Here is a 21,020-nt window from a genome sequence, read left to right as displayed (position 1 = left end):
TTTTACTCTCGAACGAATTGAAGTGGACTCTTTACCTACAGTATAATATCCCCAAAAATAAGGGTGGGAAGTTGAGAATGAAAAACCTATATTTGTTACTGGCCATTTTGGGAGCAGTCTTGCCTTACAGTTATTTCATTCCGTTCCTTCGTGCAAATGGATTAGATATCAAACTCTTCACATCGGAACTTTTTGCAAACAACATTTCTTCTTTTTTTGCAACCGATTTTTTTATCTCATGCTTAATTTTCTGGGCATTTCTTTTTCAAGAAGTTAGAAAACATCACATTAAGCATTGGTGGATTTACATCGCCGCAACTTTAACTGTTGGTCTATCATTTGCTTTTCCTCTGTTTCTTTACTTCAGACAAAAAACAATAGATAAAGGAAGATAACTATCGTTACCCTTGAAAAACACTTCAAGAAGGGAACGATTGGAGAAATATCGACTTTCCATCAGATTGGATACTTTCAAATTGATGTTGTGTTGTTCTAAGAACCAATATCGGTCGTAGTACAAATACAATCAATTTAAGGTTATTCGCACAGCAATCACCCGTAAGACGGCTGGCTTAAAGAATGCCTCTCTTACGGGTGATCTTTTTCCAAATGATTTTCCTTTACTCCCTTAACTTTTATCTTCCTTGCGGCTGTTTCGTCCGATAAAACTCATTAAACAACTTCATTAACGCTCGCTTTTCGATACGGGATACATACGAACGAGAAATACCCAGCTCACGCGCAATTTCACGCTGTGTCTTTTCTTTGTCCTGATCCAGTCCAAACCTGCCGATGATCACCTCTTTTTCGCGCTCATCGAGGATGTGTATGTGCTGGTAAATTTTATTGGACTCCAGCTTGAGCTGCACAGCGTCGACCACTTCGTCGGTTTCTGTGCCAAGGACGTCGATTAAGGTGATTTCATTGCCTTCCTTATCCGTCCCGATTGGGTCGTGCAAGGAAACATCTTTTTTGGTTTTTTTCAGACTTCTCAGATGCATGAGGATTTCAATCTAAATGTCAAAAGGGTTGCATAGGCAAACTTAGAACGTGTAAATCTCCACGCTCTCTTCAAAAACTCGTACTTCCCTTACCACATGTCGGATTAGCTCTTTTTTATCCTCAAAGGTAAGATCATCCTGTCCCTTCGATAAATAATATTCAGCAGCTTCTTGGATCAAGTTGCGGCTATACTCATAATTGACCTGCTGTTTTGTTTGATCCAGCAGCTCGTTTAGACGCTGATTCAGTTTATCTTCCTTCTCCTTCAGTTCTTTCAACTCTTGGCGAATATCTTCTTCACCAATATCTTCTTCGCCGGAAGCAAATAATTTAAGCAATCTCTTGCGTCCTGTTTTTGTTTTTTCGAGTTCTTTTTGCAATCGTTCCAACTCCACTTGCTCGAATGGAGTTTCCACTTTATCTTCCACTGTCACGGCAATCTCGTCAGGATTATTCAACCAAGACGCCACCGTTTCCCAAACCTGATTGTCCAATTGCTCACATCTTACACGGCGACCGCATCCCTTATTTTTTGCACCCGCTGTATTCTTAACGTCGGTATACTCAAATACATGTTGGCTCCAGTTTTTCGCTTTTCTTCCTGGCATCGTATTTCCACAAGTCCCGCAACGTACTAAGCCGCTTAAGAGGTACTCGTTGAAGCTCCGGCCCGCCCATCTTCTTCTAGATTCCTTTAGTAGTCGTTGAGCATGTTCAAACTTCATTTCATCAATAATGGATGGGCAGGGCAGTAATATCCATTCTTCTTTTGGGCGCATTTTCATACGGACTTTCTCATCCGGTTGCCGAAACTGGTTGCCGAGCATCCCTTCTGTATTCCATTTATTCTGATAAAACCTCCCCACATATGCCTCATTCATGAGCATCTGACGTACCACTTGTCGATGCCATACACTCGCCCCACGCTTTGTAGGAATCCCCTTGCTGGTCAAGTAAACGGCTATTCCATTTATCCCTTCAACAAGATCATTTGGCTGAGTAAACAGATCAAATACAAGTCGCACTACTGCTGCCTCAGCATCATTTATTAATATCTGTTCCTTCTCAGAATCATAACTGTACCCATATATTTGAAAGTCACGGAGAACGCGACCTTGTCTTGCCTTTTCTCTTCTTCCCCGACTCATACGCTCATTAATTTTTGCCTTCTCAAATTCAGCGATCGCTCCACGCATGCTGTAAAAGAGCTGACCTTCAGGAGTTTTTGCATATTCGCCATTTACGAACACAAGCTCTATACCACGTTTATCAAATTCATCTGTTATAAGCAACTGGTTCATTAGCTTACGTGATAAACGGTCAGGGTCCAGACAAACAATTTTTGAAATGACCCCGTCCTTCACATCTTGTCTTAGCCTTGAGAGAGCCGGACGATCTAGGAACTCGCCTGATACATCATCTACGTACTCGGCAGCTTCACTCGTCGCTGCCTTCTTCCTGCATTCCCTTAACTGATCGTCGAGGCTGAATCCGCTCTTGGCCTGCTCCTCTGTACTCACTCTGGCATATATTCCGATCATACGGCTTCTCCCTCCTGTATTTTCCTAATAAATAATGATAACAGGCGGAACGAATACTGTCAGTAGAACTTCCCGGTATAATCTTTACATGCACCGTTCATCCCCTCCTGTCGAGATGATATGCTCGAACGGCTTGTCATAAGTAGTGAGGAAACATGAAAAACCGGTCTCCTTAAAAGGGAGACGGACAGGTTCACTAAAAAGAGTTGGAATAACCCTGCGGCAACACAACAATCCAAAGACACGAAAAGTTACTACCCCAGTTTATTTAATTGGAAGTATGTTACCAGTTTGTAACCACTCAATTAACAAAATATAGGATAATAATTCAATTATTTATAAATTAATTTTTGTATCTATTGGTAGTTAATGGTTTAATTTAACTATATAAACTACATAAGGTGGAGTGATAATATGAATTTTGCCTTTGGAGTACCTTCGGTAATACTAATCGGTTCTACAATACTCCTTATTTACATCATCTACACATTTATTAAAGTTTTACGAAAAAAGAAATAATATGCAGAAATTTGTAAATTATTGTTGAAATTTCCAACAATTGGTTTTATTATGAAATCGTTGTTGCAACAATAACTTTTTTGGGAAGAGGGAGTAATGAAATGGTTAAAAAAATTTTTTCTGTTCTGTTAGGATCTCTAATGTTATTTGCTTCAACTGGATTTACTCATGTAGGACAAGTCAAAGCAGAAGAAGTCACTCAACAAAAACATAAGTTGAGCGAGTCAGAGTTAGCAGAGCTCAAAGATAAACTATCTGATTTGGGAATAAACGAAGTAACGCAAGAGAAATTGATAGAGAAGTATGAGAATGGGCAACCTTGGGACTCTGTGAATCCAGCTAAATTGAAAAAAATAGCACCTTCTTTCCAGATAAGCTCTAAAAATCCAGTACAACGTTATACTTTCGAAGATGGTTCAGTATTACAGCTTAAAGTAACGGTTTTGAAGGAAGAAACAATAAACTCAGAACAAGCAGCTAGCTTGATGGCTAAAAAGAAAGATCCAAAACCAGAATGCGGAACTGGATATTGCAAATTCTTTGATGTACTGGTTGATGGAACTAGTGGGGTTCAATCAGCAGAATTTAAAGCTGATTTTGTCCTCGTACAACAGGGTTATGACTATATTTCTGATATTTCTGATTGGCGAGTTGTAACAATCGGGGGCTCTTACACCAAAGAAGAATTTCAGATTAACCGTCCAAAAGAAACGAAAAATCGTGATGCTCAAGCCACATTGCGTTGGACAACGACTGCACTTGGTGGCGCTGGCGGATCAACTTCTTACCTGAAATTGAACGTTGGCGATGATGATTGGTATATAGATGCGTCAATGTAATTATGAAAAAACTAGGACGATATTTGTCCTCGCTTTTTGTTGTATAACATTAAACAACCCGTCTCCTTAAAACAGGGACGGGTTGTTTCTTTATCACCCAAAATGAGGGCTTCGTAGAGACTGAGTGCTTAGCTTATTCAAAAAAATCATCACCATATTCAGCTTCTGAGTCACTAGAAACATCATCGATCTTCGCCATAATTGTTTGTAAATCACCTTCTCGAATAAGCTCATCCACTACTTTTTCAATCGTTTCACGACTCACATCTTCAACAATAACCATATTTATCGACCATAGATAAGTGCCAGACAGGTTCTCACCAGTATTTTTATTCTTCCGTCGTAATGTTTCGATGTTTTGATAAGTAAAAAAGGTTCCCCACCATCTTGTTCGATCTGGTAAGGTGACAATTACATCTACATTATTATCATTTTTTTGTTGACTCTCGATCTCAGATAATTCTGTGCTAATCCAAATATGCTTTTTCATAGTTAACAGATCCCTTCTCAATTGACAATATTAAACCAATATTTTCTAATCGTATAGTTTTCTCAAACGGTTGATAACGTCTTTCTGATTGTGTTTGTCAGATTTCGCTAGTACCTCAACAGTATCTCCTGACTTTCTCAAGTACACTCTTGCACCTTTTCTGGATCTGAGTTCAAAGATGTCTCCAAAAATATTATTATTTTCGATCCCAGGATTATTATTCCCTTCTAGGTATCTTCTTAATAATGCATCAGCATCCTTCTGTATTCTCGAGTCTTTCATAGCCTTCTCAGCTTCTCTAACGAGAAGGCTATCTTCATGTATACGAGACTCTACATAATATTTTCCGACTTTTACTTTTCCCGAAAGAGTACGATCAACAAACTTAGCAACATCTTCGTCAAATTTTTTTAGAAGTTTCATCCCTTTTATTGCCTTACCAGCAGGGAATAAAGATAAAGCAGCTAATCCCTTATCCGTATTACTGGATTTAGGGTCAAATAATGTTTTTACATCATCTAATACAAGAAAATCAAGACCTGCTTTGCCTGCTTCTACTGCAAAATCAGCTGCATCAGATGCCCATTGTTTCCCTATCTCATACCAGTCTGATACTATAGCCTCTACGTCCTTCCAAGGACTACTATATGCCGCACTTCTAGTACTTCTCAACATCAACTGCGCATCGTTTGAAATCTCTACAGTGTCGACATTATTACTCGGTACCTGTAATTTAGTTTCCTTTCCAGTTTTATATTTATCTTGTACACTATTTACGCTTGTCAATGAATCTCTATAGCTAGGCACAGTCTGAAAATTAAAGTTGTTGTCTATCCTTACCACAATACTACCTCCCAATATATTACATAACCACATGTAAGAATATTACATGGAAATTTAATCAAGTCAACCTTTTTTATCCATACTAAATTTTTCTAAACTATAAAATATACAGGAAGCCATAGTAAAAATCCCTCCCCCGAATTATTCCGAAGAAGGTATTTGCTTTTAGAATCAATTAAAATTAACTCAAAAAAACCCGTCTCCTCAAAACAGGGACGGGTTAGCTATTTCTTGAATACATTCTGGCATGTCGTTTTCTGGACTGCCAACCATTGCTGGAACAGGGTAGGCTTTCATCTGTTCGTGATCATATAGTACAAGCAGCGATTGTAACAAGTCAGCATCAAACTTTTCGCGATCAAGCCATGCTAATTCGTCCTGTTGCCGCAATATCACAGGCATGCGATTGTGGATGTCCTTGACCACTTCGTTGGGTTTGGTAGTGATGATTGTACAGGTATGGAGTTTATTACCTTCTGGATTCATCCAGGTATTAAATAGGCCAGCAAAAGCAAACGGCTCTCCGGTCTTCATCATAATCCGCATCGGCTGTTTCCCTGACTCACGCTGCTCCCATTCATAAAATCCATCTGCTGGTACAATGCATCGTTTTCTCTCAAACAGCAGGCGAAAGGCTGGCTTTTCAGTGAGCGTCTCAGCCCGCGCATTTATCATCTTGCACCCGCTCTTTTCATTCTGCACCCCAGACGGAACTAATCCCCATTTTAACTGTCCGAGTCGACGCTTACCTTGATCAGAGATAATAGCAGGGATTAATTGACCCGGTGCGATATTATATCGTGGCTACATATCGAAAGGTATAACCTCGATTTGAAACCTTGCATTCCATAACTTAAGGTTGGTCACTAGCGTAAAGCGTCCGCACATACTATCACCTCTTACTACCATCATAGCCGAATGGCTACTTGGTATACCAGCTCTAAGCAGTCAGGATGAAATCAACAAATACTGGTGATCGCAGCATGCCGCTTTTTGTCCAGTTTCTCATTTTGACGCTTGCTTTAATTTGAGGCTGAATGTAAACATAATCTCGATTCTCGCCAGTGACAATTGATTTTGCGACGCCATAAAATGCCTGCTTGTGTAGGTGGAACACCATGATCGATGACACCGGCTGGTCGACGGTTTAGTATACTGGCTAACCGTATTCACGTATACGTTTCATTGTATTTATTATCGAGACCTAAGCATTTTTGTCATTTCTGTGTATTTTCTATCAAACCCTTTCCTATAAATTGTTATAAAATGAATTTATTATCACTCCCAATAATCCGTGGCATTTATGTTCTGATGGAAGCCTGTTATCCGTGCAGATCGCTTCCTTTAGCCCTTCATCGTAATCACACCATAGAAAAGGCCGTCCTGAATTTAGGACGGCTCAAGTCAATATTCTGGCCTTTAACACGGACACTACCCTTACAAATTAATACATCTGGAAATATGTGGAATTTAATCAATTTTATGCTATGATATCGGTGATTCCCAAATATTAGGAGGTATCTATTTATGAGGAAGCTTCTTTCTATTGCTACTGCTCTTAGCATTATGGGTTCGATGTCTGTCGCAAATGCTTTGGATTATCACCATGTTTCAGTGGTAAAAAATAACAGGGATACTACTACTGTAGTTCCTGGTAAGGATGCATATGGACGATATGGGGTAAAAGTAGATAAAGGGAGAGCGAAAGCAACACTTATAGAAAGATGTTCTGGCGGTAGCGAATGGGAAAAGCATGATATTGAAATTTACTCCACAACTACGAATAGTAGCAAGCAAGACTACTGGATGAAAAAAGGTTGCCAATATCGCGTTGAATTAAAGGGAGAGGATGTTGAACTAGCGGAAGCATACGTACAGAACTACACCAATTAGAATGTTCTAGCGAATTTTGTGTGGGAGAAATTTCCTAACATAGTAGAACGCCACTTAAAACAAACATCTCCCCATTAAATTGTCTTATCACAAAGTAATAGCCACCCGGATTGCCCGAGTGGCTCTTTTGTATTTGCATGCTTACCCCTAAAATTGCTTATTCAATGTACCCATTCCCGTATATAGGATCCATAGTTTGATTAATTACTTTAATGTAGTATGTACCCGGAGGAACATCCGAAAATGTTACAGTGTGGTTTTTATCAGTATATCTACCCAAAACAACCTCGCTTTTAACTTCTCCACCACTATTGGTAACGATAGCATACTTAACTTTTGGTGCAAACCAACCACCACTCCATTGTACGACGGTGAGATAAACCTTTTCACCTTCAGATACGGAAAAAGACTTCTCGGAAGTAATCTCTGTAGTAACTTTTTCATACTTAAAAGACATTTTGGCACCTTGGTTTATAACACCGCTCTGGATGTTGATATCACTAGATGTATTGACTCGATTTTCGCTTGCTAAAGCCCCCATAGAAACAGATGTCATAGCTGTGAATAATGCCAGCACAGTCAGTACAGATTTAATCTTACTCATCTAACCCACCTCCCAAAGTATTCAAAAGATAACTCTACATTAAACTTAATTCCAAATTTTTACAATAATAAACTACTTGCTTAATGCTCAAATGTGGTGATTTACAAATTTTCATGTTCTCATCATAGCAGGGTGGACGCCCAATTTTAGTACAAGAAAAGCCCAAGTTTAGTACGAATTTTGCCCAAAAATTGCCCAATGAAAAAGACGGCTCAGATAACAGCTGCCGCCTTTAAAATGAATGTCACCGTGTCTATGGCTCGGTTTTTATGAAAGTCGTAGGTACTCTTTGGAATTCGCAAATCTAATTCATTGATTCGCTTGTCCCTTTTCTGTTCAAAGAAGCACTTTTCTATAATCTCTCTACCCTCAATCTGCAGGGCACCGATTGCCCTTTCAATAGCTTTGCACTTCTGCTCGTAATTGCGGATCATCAACGGGCGTTCCTCTCGCAGAATGATCGTGTTACCTACCAAATCCCACGACGAGTACCGCGCCCATCAATATCCCCCCGTGTTCCGTTCCCCTCGATGTTTGCCATATCTATTCCGTATAGTCATACTGCTCTGGAAAGTATTTTTCCACTGTGAAGATTTCCACGGCAGCTTTCATCGACGGGTAGGCTTTTAGCAACTCTCTCGCTCTCTCTTTGTCTTCAGCATTAACGAACAAATCCAATTGTGCGCTCATCTTTCCAATTCCCCCTCGCGGCAGCCCATGCTATAATGTTTTTGCCGAACATAATATACGGGCTCCCAGCTGGGGGCTATTTTTTTATAGAAAGTAGTTGATACGATGACTTATGACATCTGCGAATGGGCGTTCTCAAATGATTCAGAATTACCACATCAAGATTGGGACCTTTTTATCACTACTATAGATACTGCTCCTTTGCTATTATCACTATCTGTTAACCCTAAAGTGGCAAAGAATAAGCGAAAAGTCTTTCTAGCTTGTCTATATCTATTAGTAGGGGATGCTGTCAAAATTAAAAATAATAAAAACCATCTTGAAGAAGTTCGTTCTTTTGTAGAACAGGCTTCTTCCAATCGAAATACGTTCATCCAACAATGGGTAGTCCGTTCATTTCAACTCATCCAAAATCCTGAACTTTTTGATTACGAGAAGTGGTGTGCTGGCGATTCGATTTTCGAAAACTGGGATGACTAAAATCTCCAGTTTACTCCCGAAATAGGATGTTAAGTCGCTAATGCCGTTGCAACTCGCATGACCATTTCATAGTTCTGAATCTTGATCCAACCAGTTCCCGGATAAAACTTCTCAACCTCAGCCACATAGCCTCCGCTCGCTGACTTCACAAATTTATGTGCTCTAAATAGATGTCCGTCCATCTCGATCTCTTTGTAACTTGAGGAAGTATCTAGGTCAAAAATGGTTAGCTGCTTGTCCATTGCTTCTTCAGACTCTCTTTCTTTTTCATTCTCTAGGGGGCATTGCTAAAATTAAAATTTTTTATTTTTTTTGTAACCTTCTCCTATTTTCTACGACTAATCTATTGGATATAAAATCCAAAAATACTAATTCGAGGTGATTCCAATGAAAAAGTTTCTTGCTGTCGCTTTAGCAACCGTTATGGTTCTATCAGTATCTAGTGCTGCTCTAGCATATGGTGAAGGTAGGGATGGTAGGGGGAATGGTAGAGACATTCCTGGTGGTACTCCCGGTTATCCGCCTGGCTATTGCCCTAAAGGACATAATTCAGGGGCATGTAGCGTGCCCTGGTAGTTTTAGTTCTAGGTAAGCCTCCGAACCTTGGGGGCTTTCTTTACTTAATTTCTCTTTTGTTAAATGAACTTTGTTGATATTTTCCCTTGCCGCTGGAAAAGTTACTGATGAAGGAGTGACTTTTCGATGTGGAAATTAATTATCTTATTGGGCTTCTTTTTGTTTTCGTTCATTACCCCAAACACTTATGCAGCAGATTTACATCTAAAGCGACCGGTCAGGGATATCATCAATTCGGTCGATCACTGGATCCGAAAAGGTTGGATACTTGAGAAACATATCAGGAATGAATGTGAAGATCATGAGGCATCAAAGGCCCCCGTTGGTGATAAATGGCTAAGAAATTTTAAAATTGTTTCTGTAACTCCATTTGGATCCGGCTATCAAGTCTATGCTACTTACGAAGTAACAGGTATAAAATGCCAAGTCCATGCAAAAGTGATTAGGCGTGATGGAATTTGGGAGAATCAAGGTTTTACATTTGATTACCATAAGTAATGTTTTCTAAGCTAATGATTTTTGACTGACGTTGTTGTAAGATAATCCCAACACCATCGCGAAGAGGAATGATTAAGTGATTACATCCGCCGAAGAATTTGTAAGACTTAGAACATGTGAGAATCCTGATGAATATCTTCGTGCAGCTTGGGATGAAGCCCCATTGGATGTTTGGCATGAGGTAATTCAACATTATCCAGACATGTCTTTTTGGGTTGCTCAAAATAAAACAGTTCCTATTGAGATCCTCAAGCTCCTTGCAAAACATCCAGAGTGGAGAGTTCGAAGCATGGTCGCTTCAAAAAATAAGCTCCCTGAAGAATTGCAAGTAAAACTTGCTCATGATCCTGACTTTTCCGTTAGAAAGAGCATTGCCGCTAATAAAAAGGCAACTCTCAAGGCCCTTCAAATTCTTGTTGATGAACAATATGATGACCTTAGAAAACTTGTTCTTGCAAGAATTGCTGAAGGTCGACACAAATAACTTAATTTGAAATGTAGCTACCTAAATCCGTAACGACACTTAAATAGCCAAAATACCATTGTCGGTTTATTCCCATCCGCAGAAACATTATCTTATATACTACTTGTATCCCATTCCCCTCCCCAATTCCAGAGTCCTTGCTGCCTTTTTCCTGGCACCGGATCAATTTGCTTTACGTCCGTCATTTCCCATGCATACCGCTCTACTTCGTGCCATCCAAACACCAATTCGTTTCCTTCCACGTAATCCGCTCCAGCTAATGCAGCCCTATATGGTTTGATTGCTGTAACTTGATGGCATTGTGCAAGTGTGGATATAGCAACAACCGATCCAATTGGCAGGTTGTCCGCCGTATACCCGTGACTAGCCAGCATGCTGCGGAAAGGCTCTTGTAGGCAAATCTCCTTGTCCACTTTCTTAGCGGCATGAATCGCAATGGGTCCGCGATACCTAGTTGGCTAGCCTCTAGTTTCGAATCGTTTCCCCCCTAGGGCGATCAGCGTCGCCCAGGGTTAGTGGATCGTGATTGCCTTCATGCAGGCTCCTCCTGCATCTCTACGATAGATTGCTCATCGTATTCAAAAATGATGTTGCATTCGCTTGGCTCCAAAAATTCGTGTTTATCCTTACCGTAAGGCAATATTTCAGCAAAAGCGGCTTCAACGCTTTCATATCAATTAGTATGGTAGATGGTGCAACTGTGTCGTCATCAATCCAGTCGCCTTCCTCCACTGTCGTTGACCTGCTGATATATTGCACAATAGCATTTAATACAACTTCATTACTTTCCAACTTCTTTAGCGTATTGTATTCAAGCGTAACTGTTGCCCCACTCAAGTCTGTCATTGTCTTCATCCCCTTTTCACAAGTAATGAAATGTTAAGGCGATCAATCTTGCGTGCATATATAATTCCCGTCTTCATCCACTTCGATTGAATAGTCCTTACGCAAATCGATTCCAGCCCTTTCAAGAGCATCATCTAAAAGCATCACACTAGCAGTTAAACTCCAGTGAACTTTCACTCGTTTCATTGTGCATCCTCCTCATTTATCAAATCGTGTGTTTTGTAACCAATAATCACTATATTTCGTAATTCCTATCGAAAGGAGCACTCTCATATGACAATCACATTGATCCTTCTTTTTGGATGGATTCTAATCCTGAATACAAAGCCTTTCCAAGCTAGATGGATATACGTATTGTTATTTGCCCTTACTGTTATTTTTTTGTTTTTACTAACCCTTCCGTATATGAACGAAGATTGGACTGGGTATTAGGTCAGCGTTTCAAACAATTACCGATTTGTTAAGATTGCATTGCTTATAGCTTTTGCGATAGTTTCGCCTTCAAACCATTGATCATCGCTGTCCACCATTACAAAATAGACTTCATCGTTAACTGATATTTCAACAAACCTGTCTTGCTCTTTGAATTTCTCCACCAACATCCACGCATCGGCTATGTTTTGGAGTGGGTTTCATTCTTCAGTTCCCCAGTTCCGCAGGATAAATCCAAGTCGAAGCTCAAAATCTATTCCCGGCTGCCATCCCATTACCTTCATTGCCAGCGTTTCAATGATCTGCTTCTCGGTAATTATCTTCCTCGTATTCCTCCTCAAACGCTTTTTTGAACATGCTTTCTAAGGCTTTTACATAAGTCTCCAATTTCTCATCAGACATATTGTTTACATCCGCTCCATGTCCTGGTACCGTTCGAAAGTTCGCCAATCGTTTGAGTAGAACTTGTCTAGTTGGTGTCAACGCAGCTATCTCTCCTTTCCAAAACTTGAAATTTGTGGTAAATTCCGCTATCATTAGCCAAAATCAGTTCAAGACTTAAGGGTGGTGAAGCTCCGTGTCTAGCGTTGGTTATCCTGGTTTAATACTGATAGCGGCTGTCGCTTTTATCGTTGTTGTCGCTGCCTACTTCGTAATTAGAATTTCATCACACAAACGCTAATTAAGTTTGTTGATCAATCGAGACCAGTCTTAATTACACATTTTGTTAAATAGCCTGAACTTTCATGGTATTCTTTGAAAAAATATAGAAAGTGAGTATTGTAGATGGCCAAGTTCGATTGCGTATGTGGTAAATTACTTTCTAACTCTTTATGTCCAAACGACGTAGAATACCATGTTTACAGCGATAAGGAATGGGACCAAATACTTTCTGTAGATAAACTTGATTCTTCAAACTTCCTGTTTCCTAAATATGATGTTTGGCGCTGCCCAGACTGTGAACGAATATTTGTTTTTGACGACAACAAACTTATTATGACTTATATCATTGAATCGGATTATCGTGCCTGATTCACATTTTGAGCAATTTGTTGTGAAGATGCATTGGAACCAATTTCTGTAACATTCGTATTTAAATACAAGATGAGTAATTGGAGTGTGAAGCCAGTGGAACTAATAATCTTTGTGTTCGAATTTATCGGTTACCTCGTAGGATTGATTCTTGGCAAAGAAGATCCGCATTAAATGACGTTTTTAACTGAATTGAGCTTTTGATACTATCTTTTTTGTTCCAGTCTCCTCGTGGCATAATGATGACGAAGGAGTTGGTCTCATGAAAAAGTCATTTTATTACTCAGTCGAATGGTCTGAGGTCAGTTAACTCAAGGACGCCTAGACGCAATGGAGATACCTTATGTCATTGAACAAGATTCCGACCGTCTACATCTCGATGCTGGCCATGTTGCCCTTGTGTTCCCAGACCTTCCTGTTCGGGTCTACTATGGGGACGTCCACGAACTTTTTGGTTGTCATGGACGCCGATATCCTGAGTAACCCTATTTCCTTCCGTTCCAAGGCAGCAATGCTCCGCCTGCTATCCAGTTATTGACGAAAGAGTTAACGATAGACTGCTTGATATGGTCGTTTACCTTTTTGGTGAGAAAACCGCGTCTCCACGGGTGATCTGGCGCTGGTTTAACGGCTGTCATATGATCCCGCCTTTCTGTGGGAGAGGAGCAGCTTTACACTGCCCCCGGTTCTTCTCCGGTTTGCTTGGCCATATGTTCAGCAACACGCTTTTTATATTCACGTAATTCAGCTGCTACTTTGGTGGAGCTTACACCAAGACTCTTAGCAATTATGATCCATGTTTCCCCATTCTTTTTGCGTTGTAGTAATTCCGGGAAATCAAACGTAAATTCATCGAATACTGGAGCTTGTCCGCTCAAATGAAGGCTTCCAACGCTTCTTTGTCGATTGCAGCAGCATCTTGTTTTTTTCTTCCTGATCGCTATCAGTTGTGTTATCATTGGGATCTTCCTGACCTTGTGATTCTGGATCAGGTTTGTTGTCATTTTCTGTACCCATAGCTTGGATTTCTGGATTGCATTCAGACCCTTCCCCCTCTGAACCTTCGTTTTGCTGGTCATCGGTATCTTCGTGGTAATCGTCATGTTCATCCTCAGTGTCTCCGCTAACTTGTGTTACCACGCAAGATTGATCGGTTGTGACAGATAAACCACGACGTTCTTCTCTTCCATCCTCGTCAAAATTCATTGCCATTTGTGGATTTCCAAGACGTACAACTACTTTGTCCCCAACCATGTCCACAATGTCCGCCAAATCGTATGGGTCAGGCTTCCCTACCATTTCCAAGTTCACAACAATCTTCTTATCATCCGTTGCCATTTTCTTTACTACTACCGTAAATTGTGCGTGTTTGCTCATTTTCCACACTCTCTATCCGCCCTTTTGACATTAATATCTCATTCTCAATACAACGCGCAGCATACGTAGCCAGCTTGGTGCCCTTATCCACCTGATAACTCTCGATTGCTTTGATCAGGCCGATGGTACCGATGGAAATCAGATCTTCACTGTCCTCACCCGTGTTCTCGAATTTCTTCACAATATGCGCCACCAAACGCAAATTGTGCTCAATCAGCTTGTTGCGGGCGTAAGGGTCGCCTTTGGCCATGAGTCGGAGATACTTTTCTTCTTCGGTGTCCTGAAGCGGTTGCGGGAAGGCATTGTTCTTGACATAAGCCACAAAAACGAGAAGTTCTTTAAAAACAAGGGAAAGCGCCGCGATAATGCTGGACATGGCTGCCACCTCCACGTCTGGAATAGCTTACTTCTATCCTTATGTGGGCGGTCGCCCATGCGTGCCTGTACGCAGGGAGTTGTTGTCGATTAATTCACTGTTGCTTGTATGGTAAAGGATTGCTTAGAAAAAACGGGATATTTTGGTAAAATAGAACGAAACGAATGGTTGGAGTGATTACCCATGTTAGAATTTGGCGCCGTATCGCTCGAATGGGGTACTTTACTCTTTCAGCTTTTTGTCTTCTTCATGCCTTTAGCCCTTATCATTGCTTGCTGCCTCTTCATCGTAAAACGCACCGCAACCAAGCAAAAAGCCTTCGACGAGCTGGAAAAACGCGTCGCGGCACTCGAACAAGAAAGAAAGCGTCCGAAATCATAACGGACGCTTTCCTTTTTCCTCTATTCAAATAAAGCCATCATCTCTTCGTCTTCTCTCTCGCGTGCTATATCGTATGGTGTTTGCCCTTCCCTATCCTTTTTGTTAGGATTCGCACCTTTAGCCAGCAGTAACTCTACCACATCCAAACGCTCCTCCCCATCCGCTACCTGCGTGTGCAGCGGAGTACTTCCATCATGAGCGCTGGCATGTATGTCTGCACCGTGCTCGATGAGCGCCTCTGCAACCTCTGGATAGAGCGTGATATGCAGCGGGGTAATACCCTCATCGTTTTTCGCATTTACATCTGCACCCTGTGCGACCAAATACGCAATGAGGTCAACATCGTCTGTCATCACAGCGCCATGCAGTACGGAAAACTCATACTCATCCTTTTCATGCAGCAATTCTGGCTGTTTCGTAACGATCTTTTTTACGAGCTCAATTTCTCCCAGTTCAGCTGCATCGTATAAATCTGCGAAACGGTAAGCCATGTCTGTCTCCCCTATCGTATGTATTCCTCCCTGCTCCTTACCGCTCCTCTGTCTCAAACACAAGTTTGGCGAGCAGGACCAGCGGTGAATCTTTTTCTTGCCCGCCCTCAGTAAGATCGAACAATTTTTCGTTAATCGGACCGTACCGCGATTCATTGCCGTACAGCAAAATCACATGTGGGTATTTGCCAATCTCCTCTGTTAGCTTTTTCGGCCATTCTTTTCTATCAAGTGTTGCATTCATCGCATATTCGTTTTCCAAATACGTCAAAAAGTCCGCTCTGGCCTCTGCATCCTGTACCTCATGCACTTCAAAAAAGTCCTCGTCTACCCATTCAAGGCCCGACGCTGTTAAAAAGCCTGACGGCATCACTTCCCCGTTCTCATCGTAAACCGGAGTCAGAAAATCTGCTAGCTCATCAGAAGACTGCAAGGTTGTTCCCCATACCGTTACCACATTTCTCACGGTCTTTCCCCCCTCGTCTAATGCTTTACTGTTTCCAAGGAAGAGCGAATGCGATCTACCCGCTCCTTTTCCTTGCGCAGAATGGCTTTCTCGTACGCTACATCCAACAACCGATTGATTTCTTCCCAATTCGCCTCACCGGAAGGCGATTCACCGCTTGTCAGCATTTTGCCCCAAGCACTTAATGCAATCTGCCGCTGTGCATCATTTCCGTCCAGCCAACGAATCAGATCATTCCATTGTGGACGGGACACCGCGAAAAGCTCATCCCAGCCTTCAATCGGGTACGCTACATGCGGTTCCATCCACAAAATGACTTCTGGGGAGCGAAAGTGATGCAAATGACTGTTGGCAGCATATCCTACCAGACTATCTTTTCTGGCAACGATATCGTCCATTTCAGCCAAAACTCGCTGTAAGCCCTCTTCTTCCGGCAAACAAGCTGCCGTAACATATGCACGCAGGCTTGAGCCTATCCGTTGAAAATGTGGACCGGACTCCCATAGGGAGCGCACCCAGCTCTCTGCCTTCTTGCCAACTGTCTCGACAATGAGCTGGCACCAAAGTAGCAGATTGCTTGATGAGGTTTCCTGCTCGATTTGCTCTACCCATTTATGCAAAACCTGCTCCCAATCGTACTGAGTAAATGCCTCTTGGATACGTGAATCTCCAGCACCATGCATTTTTGCAAACATGACTAGCTTCTCGAAATCTTGTGCTGCCTCTTCAAAGGTTAGCGTTCGATAGGATTGCAGCCATTCTTTCCACTCTTGTGCGACTTGCCCCTCGACGTCGAGCCCATCTGCACCAGCGAGTGCTTCATAATTCCAGCACTCTGCCCCAATACAGCCCAGCTCCGTGACTCGCTCTACGAACTCTGTGAAGCTTTTGCCGAGCAATAGGAATTCGTCTGTCTCATGCCCCCAGGAATAGACGGGCGGGTCATCCACGCCTGTCGACAAATCGATGAGAAGCATGTCGCCATTCCCGCCGACGTGAAAACAGAGATACCTTTTCTCGTCCTCACTCTCTTCGTCCCCACCAAAGTACGGCCACTCAAACGCATCCAATGACCATCCCAAATCCCCACTGAGCGAAAAAGGGTCTAACGCTCGAGATGGCAACGACCAATTTATTTGAACCTGACTGCTGCCCGCAAGCAAAATAGTCCGGATCGTCGCGGGAAATCTGATCCCGAGACTTTCCTCTCTTCTCTCGATTTCTTCCAGCCTTGCTGGTGGTTCTATAATGAGCGGCCAAACCTGAGCACCTTGTCGCTCCATATCATGCATAAGTAACTTCCACGTTTCAAACCACTTTTCCATTCGCTGCTGCATTGGCATAACGACCTCTCTCGTCTGTCGTTTTCTATCATAGGAATTCTATATCTATTTTCGTTATCTAAAATTCGATTTCATATCCTACTAAAGCACCAATTATATCCATTTTTTTCATGGTAAAATGATCTACAAAGTCTCTATTTTTACCGATATTAGTAGAAAAAACACGGAAAAGAGGACCTAGCTAATGACCACCATTGGAATTGATTTGGGCACGACGAACAGTCTGGTTGCCTACTGGACTGAGAATGGACCCGTGCTCATTCCAAACGCGCTCGGAGAAACACTGACTCCTTCTGTGGTCAGCGTCGATGAGAATGGCGAAATCTTGGTTGGCAAGATCGCCAGAGAGCGCCTCTTGACTCACCCAGATCGGACAGCTTCTACCTTCAAACGGTTTATGGGGACAGAAAAAAGGTACCAACTAGGAAGATATTCCTTTTCTGCTGAAGACCTTTCCTCCTTTGTGATTAAATCTTTGAAGGCGGATGCAGAGGCTCATTTAGGGCAGCCCGTTCACGAAGCGGTTATTAGTGTGCCTGCCTATTTCAACGACACACAACGCAAAGCGACCAAGCGAGCAGCAGAGCTTGCTGGACTGAAAGTGGAGCGTTTAATCAGCGAACCGACAGCCGCCGCGATCTCCTATGGGCTCCATCAGGAGGAATCCGAGACACAGTTCCTCGTATTCGACTTAGGAGGCGGTACGTTTGACGTTTCTATTTTGGAAATGTTCGAAGGTGTGATGGAAGTAAAATCAATCGCCGGCGACAACTTTTTGGGCGGCGAAGACTTTACCGATCTGATTGCTTCTTATTTTATAGAAGCCCATCGACTCGACATCAACAGTCTGGACAGCAAAACGCGTTCGTCCATCCACAAACAAGCTGAGTTGTGCAAGCGCGCCTTGTTTTCCGACCAAGAAGGGAAAATGAGTGTCAATATCCAGGGAGAGCTCGTTGTAACAACCCTCAGCCGGAATCAGCTGGAAGATCTCGCGTTTCCTCTGCTGCAACGACTGCGTCAGCCGATCGAGCGTGCTTTGCGAGACGCATCCATCTCCCCTCAGGAACTGGACGCGATCGTGCTTATTGGCGGGGCAACTCGGATGCCGCTTATTAAATCCATCGTAAGCAAAATATTTGGTCGACTGCCCTATTCCCATATTAATCCCGATGAGGCTGTTGCATTGGGAACAGCGATTCAAGCAGCGCTCAAGGAACGCAACGAAGCGTTAAACGAGCTTGTATTAACAGATGTTTGCCCATACACACTTGGTACGGGAATTGTACAAACCATGGCAAACGGCAAACACGAGGATGGCTACTTCTTTCCGATCATCGAACGCAATACGCCAATCCCGGTCAGCCGGGTAGAACGGCTGTACACCGTTCTCGATTATCAACGCGCTATTCTCGTTGACGTGTATCAAGGCGAAAGCCGACGCGTCGAACATAACCTCAAGCTTGGCGAACTGAATATAAAAGTTCCCCCTGCCAAAAAGGGCGAGGAGTCTATCGATGTTCGTTATACATATGACATCAACGGGATTCTTGAAGTCGAAGTGACTGTCGTATCTACAGGAGTCAAAACCAAGGCCGTCATCGAAAAAAATCCGGGTAGCCTTTCAAAAAAAGAAATTGAGGAGCGTTTTCAAGCTCTTCAAAACATTAAGATCCACCCCAGAGAACGAACCGAAAATCGATTGCTTCTGGCAAAAGGCGAGCGTATGTATGAGGAAGCGTTGGGCGAAAACCGTATGATCATTGCGAATTACTTACGCCGCTTTGAAAGTGTGCTGTCCACCCAAAATGAAAGAGACATCGCCAAAGCAGCAGAAGAATTGAAGCAGCAGCTGGACATGTTTGAAGGGTGGAATGAGTATTAATGGGGATTTGGGAGATTCTCGGGATTGAACCTACGGACAATCCTGCCCAGATAAAGAAGGCTTATGCCAAAAAGTTGAAGGTGCACAATCCGGAAGTTGATCCTGAAGGCTTTCAGCGATTGCGAGAGGCGTATGACCTCGCCCTGAAGTCCACGCACAATATCACGCGGAATCATACGCTCGAAGAAACGCCCCTGTCGGAAAGAAGAGAGCCGAGTCAGCTGGATGAAGGGGAGGATCATGATCCGCCGCAGCAGCTCACACAGGAAATCTCCATTCCCCAGCGGTACGATTTCACGGAGAGCTACGATCATTTTGAACGCTCCATGAACCCCGATGATATGGTGGAGCGTTTTTTTCGCCGTACGCAAATGCTGTACGATAACTATCACGAACGAATCCAGCTTGAAAACTGGCGTACGTTGCTGAATGACGAGGCCATGTGGAGTGTCGGCTGCCATCAACTCATCGATTCGCGATTTCTCCACTTTTTAGAAGAGCACTATCACTTGCCTCACGAGGTGTGGAAGCTGCTCGATTCCCATTTTCAGTGGCAGGAGAAATTAGAAAAGCTCGCAGGCCAGCTCTCTGGACGTTTTGTCGCTTACCTGAACGGTCAGCTCAATCAGACCATCACGCTACGTTACCACTCTTTTGGGAACCGCGAGGACGGGGATATTGAAGCGTTTCTAGAATGGCGCAGCGATGCGTTATTTGCCCTCATGGAAAATGATTGGGAAACGGCTCAGAACTCTCTGGCAAAAGCCCATGCACTGTACGCTCTTGACCCCGATTTGATCCGTTTACAGGGCGAATATTTTTTGCGAACCGGAAATAAGGTTCGGGCCTTCCATACCTTTGATCAATTGATACGTCTTGATCCAGATAACATCGATGCGTATTTGTATCGTGCCCGACTTTTCCTCGAAAAGGGAGCTGCCGCCGAAGCGATCAAAGATTGCCAAGAAATCCTCACTCGCATGCCAGAGCTGTGGGACGCTCGCAGCTTGCTAGGGAAAGGCTATCTTCAGCTGGGCGAATGGGAGAAGGCTCAAGAGATTTTTCAGGAGATGCTTTCGCATAATCCCTCCGATATCGAGGCGAAGATATGCCTGACGCAAATACAGTCTCCGTTTGACAGGATGACTGAACCAGCTGCGAACAAGCAAGCCAAGGCAGCTAGGAGAAAAACCTTGCAAGCCCTCGGACTCCCTGGCAGGCTAGCAAGGTTCCGGCAATTTTTTGCTCTCTACACGAGACGTAACCTTTGGACGATTATTTTTCTCCTTTTGCTCCATTACGCTATGTTTGCTGTCGTATCCATGAAGCTGGAGATGACTTCGGAGCAGATGTATGACTCCTTGGTTAATAAATTCTGGCCTGTCCAAATAAAGACGATGGACGAGTTGAAACAAACTCCACTTGGCTACCAGGTGGAATTTACATTGACCAAAGCTTCTTATACCAATATTCTCCGCGTCTATGACACAGAGAAGCATCCCGAGCCAAAAGCTGAGTTCATTCCTGCCGCCAAAGCCGAAGAACGTGATCTGTTAAACTCTGACACCGGCTATGTAAATGTGGGTTATCTGGATCAACAAGCGATCATTGTTATTACAGACTACGACCATGCTAAAGAAATTCATGACAAGCAATCCATTACGATGCGAGGAACATTCAAGGCAATACCGGATGGCGAGATGTTGCCTGTCATTGTGAAAGCTTTGGAAAAGCGCAAGCATCCCTATCAGTCGCTTCTCATGACCGATACGTATATCAATGCCAAGCCTGACCTGGAAGAAAAGGGATGGACGGGATCATGGCTTTTGGGCATTCTCGCGATACTTTCCATGTTGTATTACATCCGCATCATTCGTGAGATTCCCAAAACTCGCAAAGCATTGACATTCCACTAAAGGAGGCAGAGAGAAC

Annotated in this window: 27 protein-coding genes and 4 pseudogenes; 10 read left to right on the top strand and 21 right to left on the bottom strand. The window is 42.8% G+C overall.

Going from position 1 to position 21,020, the window contains the following annotated elements:
* The first annotated feature begins 77 nt into the window (after window positions 1-77).
* Window positions 78-395 (top strand): DUF2834 domain-containing protein, encoded by a 318-nt coding sequence (locus C7R94_RS13530; RefSeq protein WP_106781898.1) that lies wholly within the window; start codon window positions 78-80, stop codon window positions 393-395.
* 240 nt (window positions 396-635) lie between these two features.
* On the opposite strand, the pseudogene C7R94_RS13525 reads toward C7R94_RS13530, so the two are convergent.
* The 3 genes and pseudogenes from C7R94_RS13525 to C7R94_RS30650 all read right to left on the bottom strand — a co-directional run.
* Window positions 636-1,010, bottom strand: a pseudogene (locus C7R94_RS13525) (sigma-70 family RNA polymerase sigma factor); the annotation flags it as partial.
* A 33-nt stretch (window positions 1,011-1,043) separates the two neighbouring features.
* On the bottom strand, window positions 1,044-2,522 hold the full coding sequence (locus C7R94_RS13520; RefSeq protein WP_233220557.1) for a recombinase family protein: 1,479 nt from the start codon (window positions 2,520-2,522) through the stop codon (window positions 1,044-1,046).
* A complete protein-coding gene (locus tag C7R94_RS30650; RefSeq protein WP_233220561.1) occupies window positions 2,440-2,637 on the bottom strand; it encodes a hypothetical protein in 198 nt (65 codons plus the stop codon). The genes C7R94_RS13520 and C7R94_RS30650 overlap by 83 nt, the downstream gene beginning before the upstream one ends.
* Before the next feature lie 526 nt (window positions 2,638-3,163).
* Here C7R94_RS30650 and C7R94_RS13515 point away from each other — a divergent pair.
* Entirely contained in the window at window positions 3,164-3,901 is a 738-nt protein-coding gene (locus C7R94_RS13515) for a hypothetical protein (RefSeq protein WP_106781893.1), read from the top strand.
* 133 nt (window positions 3,902-4,034) lie between these two features.
* Here the strand turns inward: C7R94_RS13515 and C7R94_RS13510 are convergent, their stop codons facing one another.
* The 3 genes and pseudogenes from C7R94_RS13510 to C7R94_RS13500 form a co-directional block, all read right to left on the bottom strand.
* Window positions 4,035-4,391: a hypothetical protein gene (locus C7R94_RS13510; RefSeq protein WP_106781891.1), complete on the bottom strand. Its 357-nt coding sequence runs from the start codon at window positions 4,389-4,391 to the stop codon at window positions 4,035-4,037.
* A 45-nt stretch (window positions 4,392-4,436) separates the two neighbouring features.
* Window positions 4,437-5,234, bottom strand: a complete 798-nt coding sequence (locus tag C7R94_RS30645; protein ID WP_233220549.1) for a hypothetical protein — start codon at window positions 5,232-5,234, stop codon at window positions 4,437-4,439.
* A 204-nt stretch (window positions 5,235-5,438) separates the two neighbouring features.
* A pseudogene (locus C7R94_RS13500) lies at window positions 5,439-6,122 on the bottom strand (SOS response-associated peptidase).
* A gap of 639 nt (window positions 6,123-6,761) precedes the next feature.
* Between C7R94_RS13500 and C7R94_RS13490 the strand changes: the two are divergent.
* Window positions 6,762-7,127 carry a hypothetical protein gene (locus C7R94_RS13490; RefSeq protein ID WP_106781889.1) on the top strand — a complete coding sequence of 122 codons (366 nt, stop codon included), beginning with the start codon at window positions 6,762-6,764 and terminating at the stop codon, window positions 7,125-7,127.
* A gap of 157 nt (window positions 7,128-7,284) precedes the next feature.
* Here the strand turns inward: C7R94_RS13490 and C7R94_RS13485 are convergent, their stop codons facing one another.
* The 3 genes from C7R94_RS13485 to C7R94_RS30635 form a co-directional block, all read right to left on the bottom strand.
* The gene (locus C7R94_RS13485) at window positions 7,285-7,731 is read right to left on the bottom strand and encodes a prealbumin-like fold domain-containing protein (RefSeq protein ID WP_106781886.1); all 447 of its coding nucleotides are present in this window, start codon (window positions 7,729-7,731) and stop codon (window positions 7,285-7,287) included.
* Between the two features lie 212 nt (window positions 7,732-7,943).
* Window positions 7,944-8,168, bottom strand: a complete 225-nt coding sequence (locus C7R94_RS30640; protein WP_233220548.1) for a hypothetical protein — start codon at window positions 8,166-8,168, stop codon at window positions 7,944-7,946.
* 106 nt (window positions 8,169-8,274) lie between these two features.
* Window positions 8,275-8,421 carry a hypothetical protein gene (locus tag C7R94_RS30635; protein ID WP_233220547.1) on the bottom strand — a complete coding sequence of 49 codons (147 nt, stop codon included), beginning with the start codon at window positions 8,419-8,421 and terminating at the stop codon, window positions 8,275-8,277.
* Between the two features lie 105 nt (window positions 8,422-8,526).
* On the opposite strand from C7R94_RS30635, the gene C7R94_RS13475 reads away from it, so the two are divergent.
* Window positions 8,527-8,901, top strand: coding sequence for a hypothetical protein (locus C7R94_RS13475; RefSeq protein ID WP_106781883.1), 375 nt, complete (start codon window positions 8,527-8,529; stop codon window positions 8,899-8,901).
* A gap of 29 nt (window positions 8,902-8,930) precedes the next feature.
* On the opposite strand, the gene C7R94_RS13470 is transcribed toward C7R94_RS13475, so the two are convergent.
* A complete protein-coding gene (locus C7R94_RS13470; protein ID WP_106781881.1) occupies window positions 8,931-9,143 on the bottom strand; it encodes a hypothetical protein in 213 nt (70 codons plus the stop codon).
* Between the two features lie 460 nt (window positions 9,144-9,603).
* Here C7R94_RS13470 and C7R94_RS13465 point away from each other — a divergent pair, with 460 nt between their 5' ends.
* Both C7R94_RS13465 and C7R94_RS13460 read left to right on the top strand, forming a co-directional pair.
* Window positions 9,604-9,975 (top strand): hypothetical protein, encoded by a 372-nt coding sequence (locus C7R94_RS13465; protein WP_106781878.1) that lies wholly within the window; start codon window positions 9,604-9,606, stop codon window positions 9,973-9,975.
* Window positions 9,976-10,051: 76 nt separating this feature from the next.
* Window positions 10,052-10,459: a hypothetical protein gene (locus tag C7R94_RS13460; RefSeq protein WP_106781876.1), complete on the top strand. Its 408-nt coding sequence runs from the start codon at window positions 10,052-10,054 to the stop codon at window positions 10,457-10,459.
* 92 nt (window positions 10,460-10,551) lie between these two features.
* On the opposite strand, the pseudogene C7R94_RS13455 reads toward C7R94_RS13460, so the two are convergent.
* From C7R94_RS13455 to C7R94_RS13445, 5 genes and pseudogenes are all read right to left on the bottom strand, one after another.
* A pseudogene (locus tag C7R94_RS13455) lies at window positions 10,552-10,959 on the bottom strand (ASCH domain-containing protein).
* Between the two features lie 55 nt (window positions 10,960-11,014).
* Window positions 11,015-11,305, bottom strand: a complete 291-nt coding sequence (locus C7R94_RS13450) for a hypothetical protein (RefSeq protein ID WP_106781873.1) — start codon at window positions 11,303-11,305, stop codon at window positions 11,015-11,017.
* A gap of 42 nt (window positions 11,306-11,347) precedes the next feature.
* Window positions 11,348-11,491, bottom strand: a complete 144-nt coding sequence (locus C7R94_RS30030) for a hypothetical protein (protein WP_158264677.1) — start codon at window positions 11,489-11,491, stop codon at window positions 11,348-11,350.
* 263 nt (window positions 11,492-11,754) lie between these two features.
* Window positions 11,755-11,925 (bottom strand): annotated as a pseudogene (locus C7R94_RS30985) (BC1872 family protein); the annotation flags it as partial.
* Window positions 11,926-12,031: 106 nt separating this feature from the next.
* Complete coding sequence (locus C7R94_RS13445) at window positions 12,032-12,220, bottom strand: hypothetical protein (protein ID WP_106781870.1); 189 nt, start codon at window positions 12,218-12,220, stop codon at window positions 12,032-12,034.
* Window positions 12,221-13,112: 892 nt separating this feature from the next.
* Here C7R94_RS13445 and C7R94_RS30280 point away from each other — a divergent pair.
* Complete coding sequence (locus C7R94_RS30280) at window positions 13,113-13,307, top strand: hypothetical protein (protein ID WP_199197933.1); 195 nt, start codon at window positions 13,113-13,115, stop codon at window positions 13,305-13,307.
* Between the two features lie 133 nt (window positions 13,308-13,440).
* Here C7R94_RS30280 and C7R94_RS30630 read toward each other — a convergent pair whose 3' ends face one another.
* Genes C7R94_RS30630 through C7R94_RS13425 form a run of 3 tightly spaced genes read right to left on the bottom strand, consistent with a single transcriptional unit; the run spans window position 13,441 to window position 14,522 of the window.
* Window positions 13,441-13,647 (bottom strand): hypothetical protein, encoded by a 207-nt coding sequence (locus C7R94_RS30630; RefSeq protein WP_233220546.1) that lies wholly within the window; start codon window positions 13,645-13,647, stop codon window positions 13,441-13,443.
* Window positions 13,619-14,146 (bottom strand): hypothetical protein, encoded by a 528-nt coding sequence (locus C7R94_RS13430; RefSeq protein ID WP_233220545.1) that lies wholly within the window; start codon window positions 14,144-14,146, stop codon window positions 13,619-13,621. The genes C7R94_RS30630 and C7R94_RS13430 overlap by 29 nt, the downstream gene beginning before the upstream one ends.
* On the bottom strand, window positions 14,094-14,522 hold the full coding sequence (locus tag C7R94_RS13425) for a sigma-70 family RNA polymerase sigma factor (RefSeq protein WP_233220544.1): 429 nt from the start codon (window positions 14,520-14,522) through the stop codon (window positions 14,094-14,096). Before C7R94_RS13425 ends, C7R94_RS13430 begins: the two co-directional genes overlap by 53 nt.
* 183 nt (window positions 14,523-14,705) lie before the next feature.
* Here C7R94_RS13425 and C7R94_RS13420 point away from each other — a divergent pair, with 183 nt between their 5' ends.
* On the top strand, window positions 14,706-14,903 hold the full coding sequence (locus C7R94_RS13420; protein WP_047072705.1) for a hypothetical protein: 198 nt from the start codon (window positions 14,706-14,708) through the stop codon (window positions 14,901-14,903).
* Window positions 14,904-14,923: 20 nt separating this feature from the next.
* Here the strand turns inward: C7R94_RS13420 and C7R94_RS13415 are convergent, their stop codons facing one another.
* The 3 genes from C7R94_RS13415 to C7R94_RS13405 are packed head-to-tail and all read right to left on the bottom strand — an operon-like array spanning window position 14,924 to window position 17,203.
* Window positions 14,924-15,394 (bottom strand): ankyrin repeat domain-containing protein, encoded by a 471-nt coding sequence (locus tag C7R94_RS13415; RefSeq protein ID WP_106781865.1) that lies wholly within the window; start codon window positions 15,392-15,394, stop codon window positions 14,924-14,926.
* Between the two features lie 37 nt (window positions 15,395-15,431).
* On the bottom strand, window positions 15,432-15,860 hold the full coding sequence (locus C7R94_RS13410) for an immunity 22 family protein (protein WP_106781863.1): 429 nt from the start codon (window positions 15,858-15,860) through the stop codon (window positions 15,432-15,434).
* A gap of 17 nt (window positions 15,861-15,877) precedes the next feature.
* Window positions 15,878-17,203 carry an SMI1/KNR4 family protein gene (locus C7R94_RS13405; protein WP_106781861.1) on the bottom strand — a complete coding sequence of 442 codons (1,326 nt, stop codon included), beginning with the start codon at window positions 17,201-17,203 and terminating at the stop codon, window positions 15,878-15,880.
* A gap of 184 nt (window positions 17,204-17,387) precedes the next feature.
* Here C7R94_RS13405 and C7R94_RS13400 point away from each other — a divergent pair, with 184 nt between their 5' ends.
* Together C7R94_RS13400 and C7R94_RS13395 are read left to right on the top strand one after the other, a co-directional pair.
* Window positions 17,388-19,088, top strand: a complete 1,701-nt coding sequence (locus C7R94_RS13400) for a molecular chaperone HscC (RefSeq protein ID WP_106781858.1) — start codon at window positions 17,388-17,390, stop codon at window positions 19,086-19,088.
* Complete coding sequence (locus tag C7R94_RS13395; RefSeq protein WP_106781855.1) at window positions 19,088-21,004, top strand: J domain-containing protein; 1,917 nt, start codon at window positions 19,088-19,090, stop codon at window positions 21,002-21,004. Before C7R94_RS13400 ends, C7R94_RS13395 begins: the two co-directional genes overlap by 1 nt.
* The last annotated feature ends 16 nt before the right edge of the window (window positions 21,005-21,020 follow it).

The organism is Brevibacillus sp. NRRL NRS-603, from assembly GCF_003013445.1.
GTDB lineage: Bacteria > Bacillota > Bacilli > Brevibacillales > Brevibacillaceae > Brevibacillus > Brevibacillus formosus.
This window is presented reverse-complemented; position numbering and strand designations above follow the sequence as displayed.

Bases quoted from the DNA above. Each gene is read 5' to 3' on its own strand.
- C7R94_RS13530 (WP_106781898.1), top strand. From the start codon at position 78: ATGAAAAACCTATATTTGTTACTGGCCATTTTGGGAGCAGTCTTGCCT.
- C7R94_RS13515 (WP_106781893.1), top strand. From the start codon at position 3,164: ATGGTTAAAAAAATTTTTTCTGTTCTGTTAGGATCTCTAATGTTATTT.
- C7R94_RS13510 (WP_106781891.1), bottom strand. From the start codon at position 4,391: ATGAAAAAGCATATTTGGATTAGCACAGAATTATCTGAGATCGAGAGT.
- C7R94_RS13490 (WP_106781889.1), top strand. From the start codon at position 6,762: ATGAGGAAGCTTCTTTCTATTGCTACTGCTCTTAGCATTATGGGTTCG.
- C7R94_RS13485 (WP_106781886.1), bottom strand. From the start codon at position 7,731: ATGAGTAAGATTAAATCTGTACTGACTGTGCTGGCATTATTCACAGCT.
- C7R94_RS30635 (WP_233220547.1), bottom strand. From the start codon at position 8,421: ATGAGCGCACAATTGGATTTGTTCGTTAATGCTGAAGACAAAGAGAGA.
- C7R94_RS13475 (WP_106781883.1), top strand. From the start codon at position 8,527: ATGACTTATGACATCTGCGAATGGGCGTTCTCAAATGATTCAGAATTA.
- C7R94_RS13470 (WP_106781881.1), bottom strand. From the start codon at position 9,143: ATGGACAAGCAGCTAACCATTTTTGACCTAGATACTTCCTCAAGTTAC.
- C7R94_RS13465 (WP_106781878.1), top strand. From the start codon at position 9,604: ATGTGGAAATTAATTATCTTATTGGGCTTCTTTTTGTTTTCGTTCATT.
- C7R94_RS13450 (WP_106781873.1), bottom strand. From the start codon at position 11,305: ATGACAGACTTGAGTGGGGCAACAGTTACGCTTGAATACAATACGCTA.
- C7R94_RS30030 (WP_158264677.1), bottom strand. From the start codon at position 11,491: ATGAAACGAGTGAAAGTTCACTGGAGTTTAACTGCTAGTGTGATGCTT.
- C7R94_RS30280 (WP_199197933.1), top strand. From the start codon at position 13,113: ATGTCATTGAACAAGATTCCGACCGTCTACATCTCGATGCTGGCCATG.
- C7R94_RS13430 (WP_233220545.1), bottom strand. From the start codon at position 14,146: ATGAGCAAACACGCACAATTTACGGTAGTAGTAAAGAAAATGGCAACG.
- C7R94_RS13425 (WP_233220544.1), bottom strand. From the start codon at position 14,522: ATGTCCAGCATTATCGCGGCGCTTTCCCTTGTTTTTAAAGAACTTCTC.
- C7R94_RS13420 (WP_047072705.1), top strand. From the start codon at position 14,706: ATGTTAGAATTTGGCGCCGTATCGCTCGAATGGGGTACTTTACTCTTT.
- C7R94_RS13415 (WP_106781865.1), bottom strand. From the start codon at position 15,394: ATGGCTTACCGTTTCGCAGATTTATACGATGCAGCTGAACTGGGAGAA.
- C7R94_RS13405 (WP_106781861.1), bottom strand. From the start codon at position 17,203: ATGCCAATGCAGCAGCGAATGGAAAAGTGGTTTGAAACGTGGAAGTTA.
- C7R94_RS13400 (WP_106781858.1), top strand. From the start codon at position 17,388: ATGACCACCATTGGAATTGATTTGGGCACGACGAACAGTCTGGTTGCC.
- C7R94_RS13395 (WP_106781855.1), top strand. From the start codon at position 19,088: ATGGGGATTTGGGAGATTCTCGGGATTGAACCTACGGACAATCCTGCC.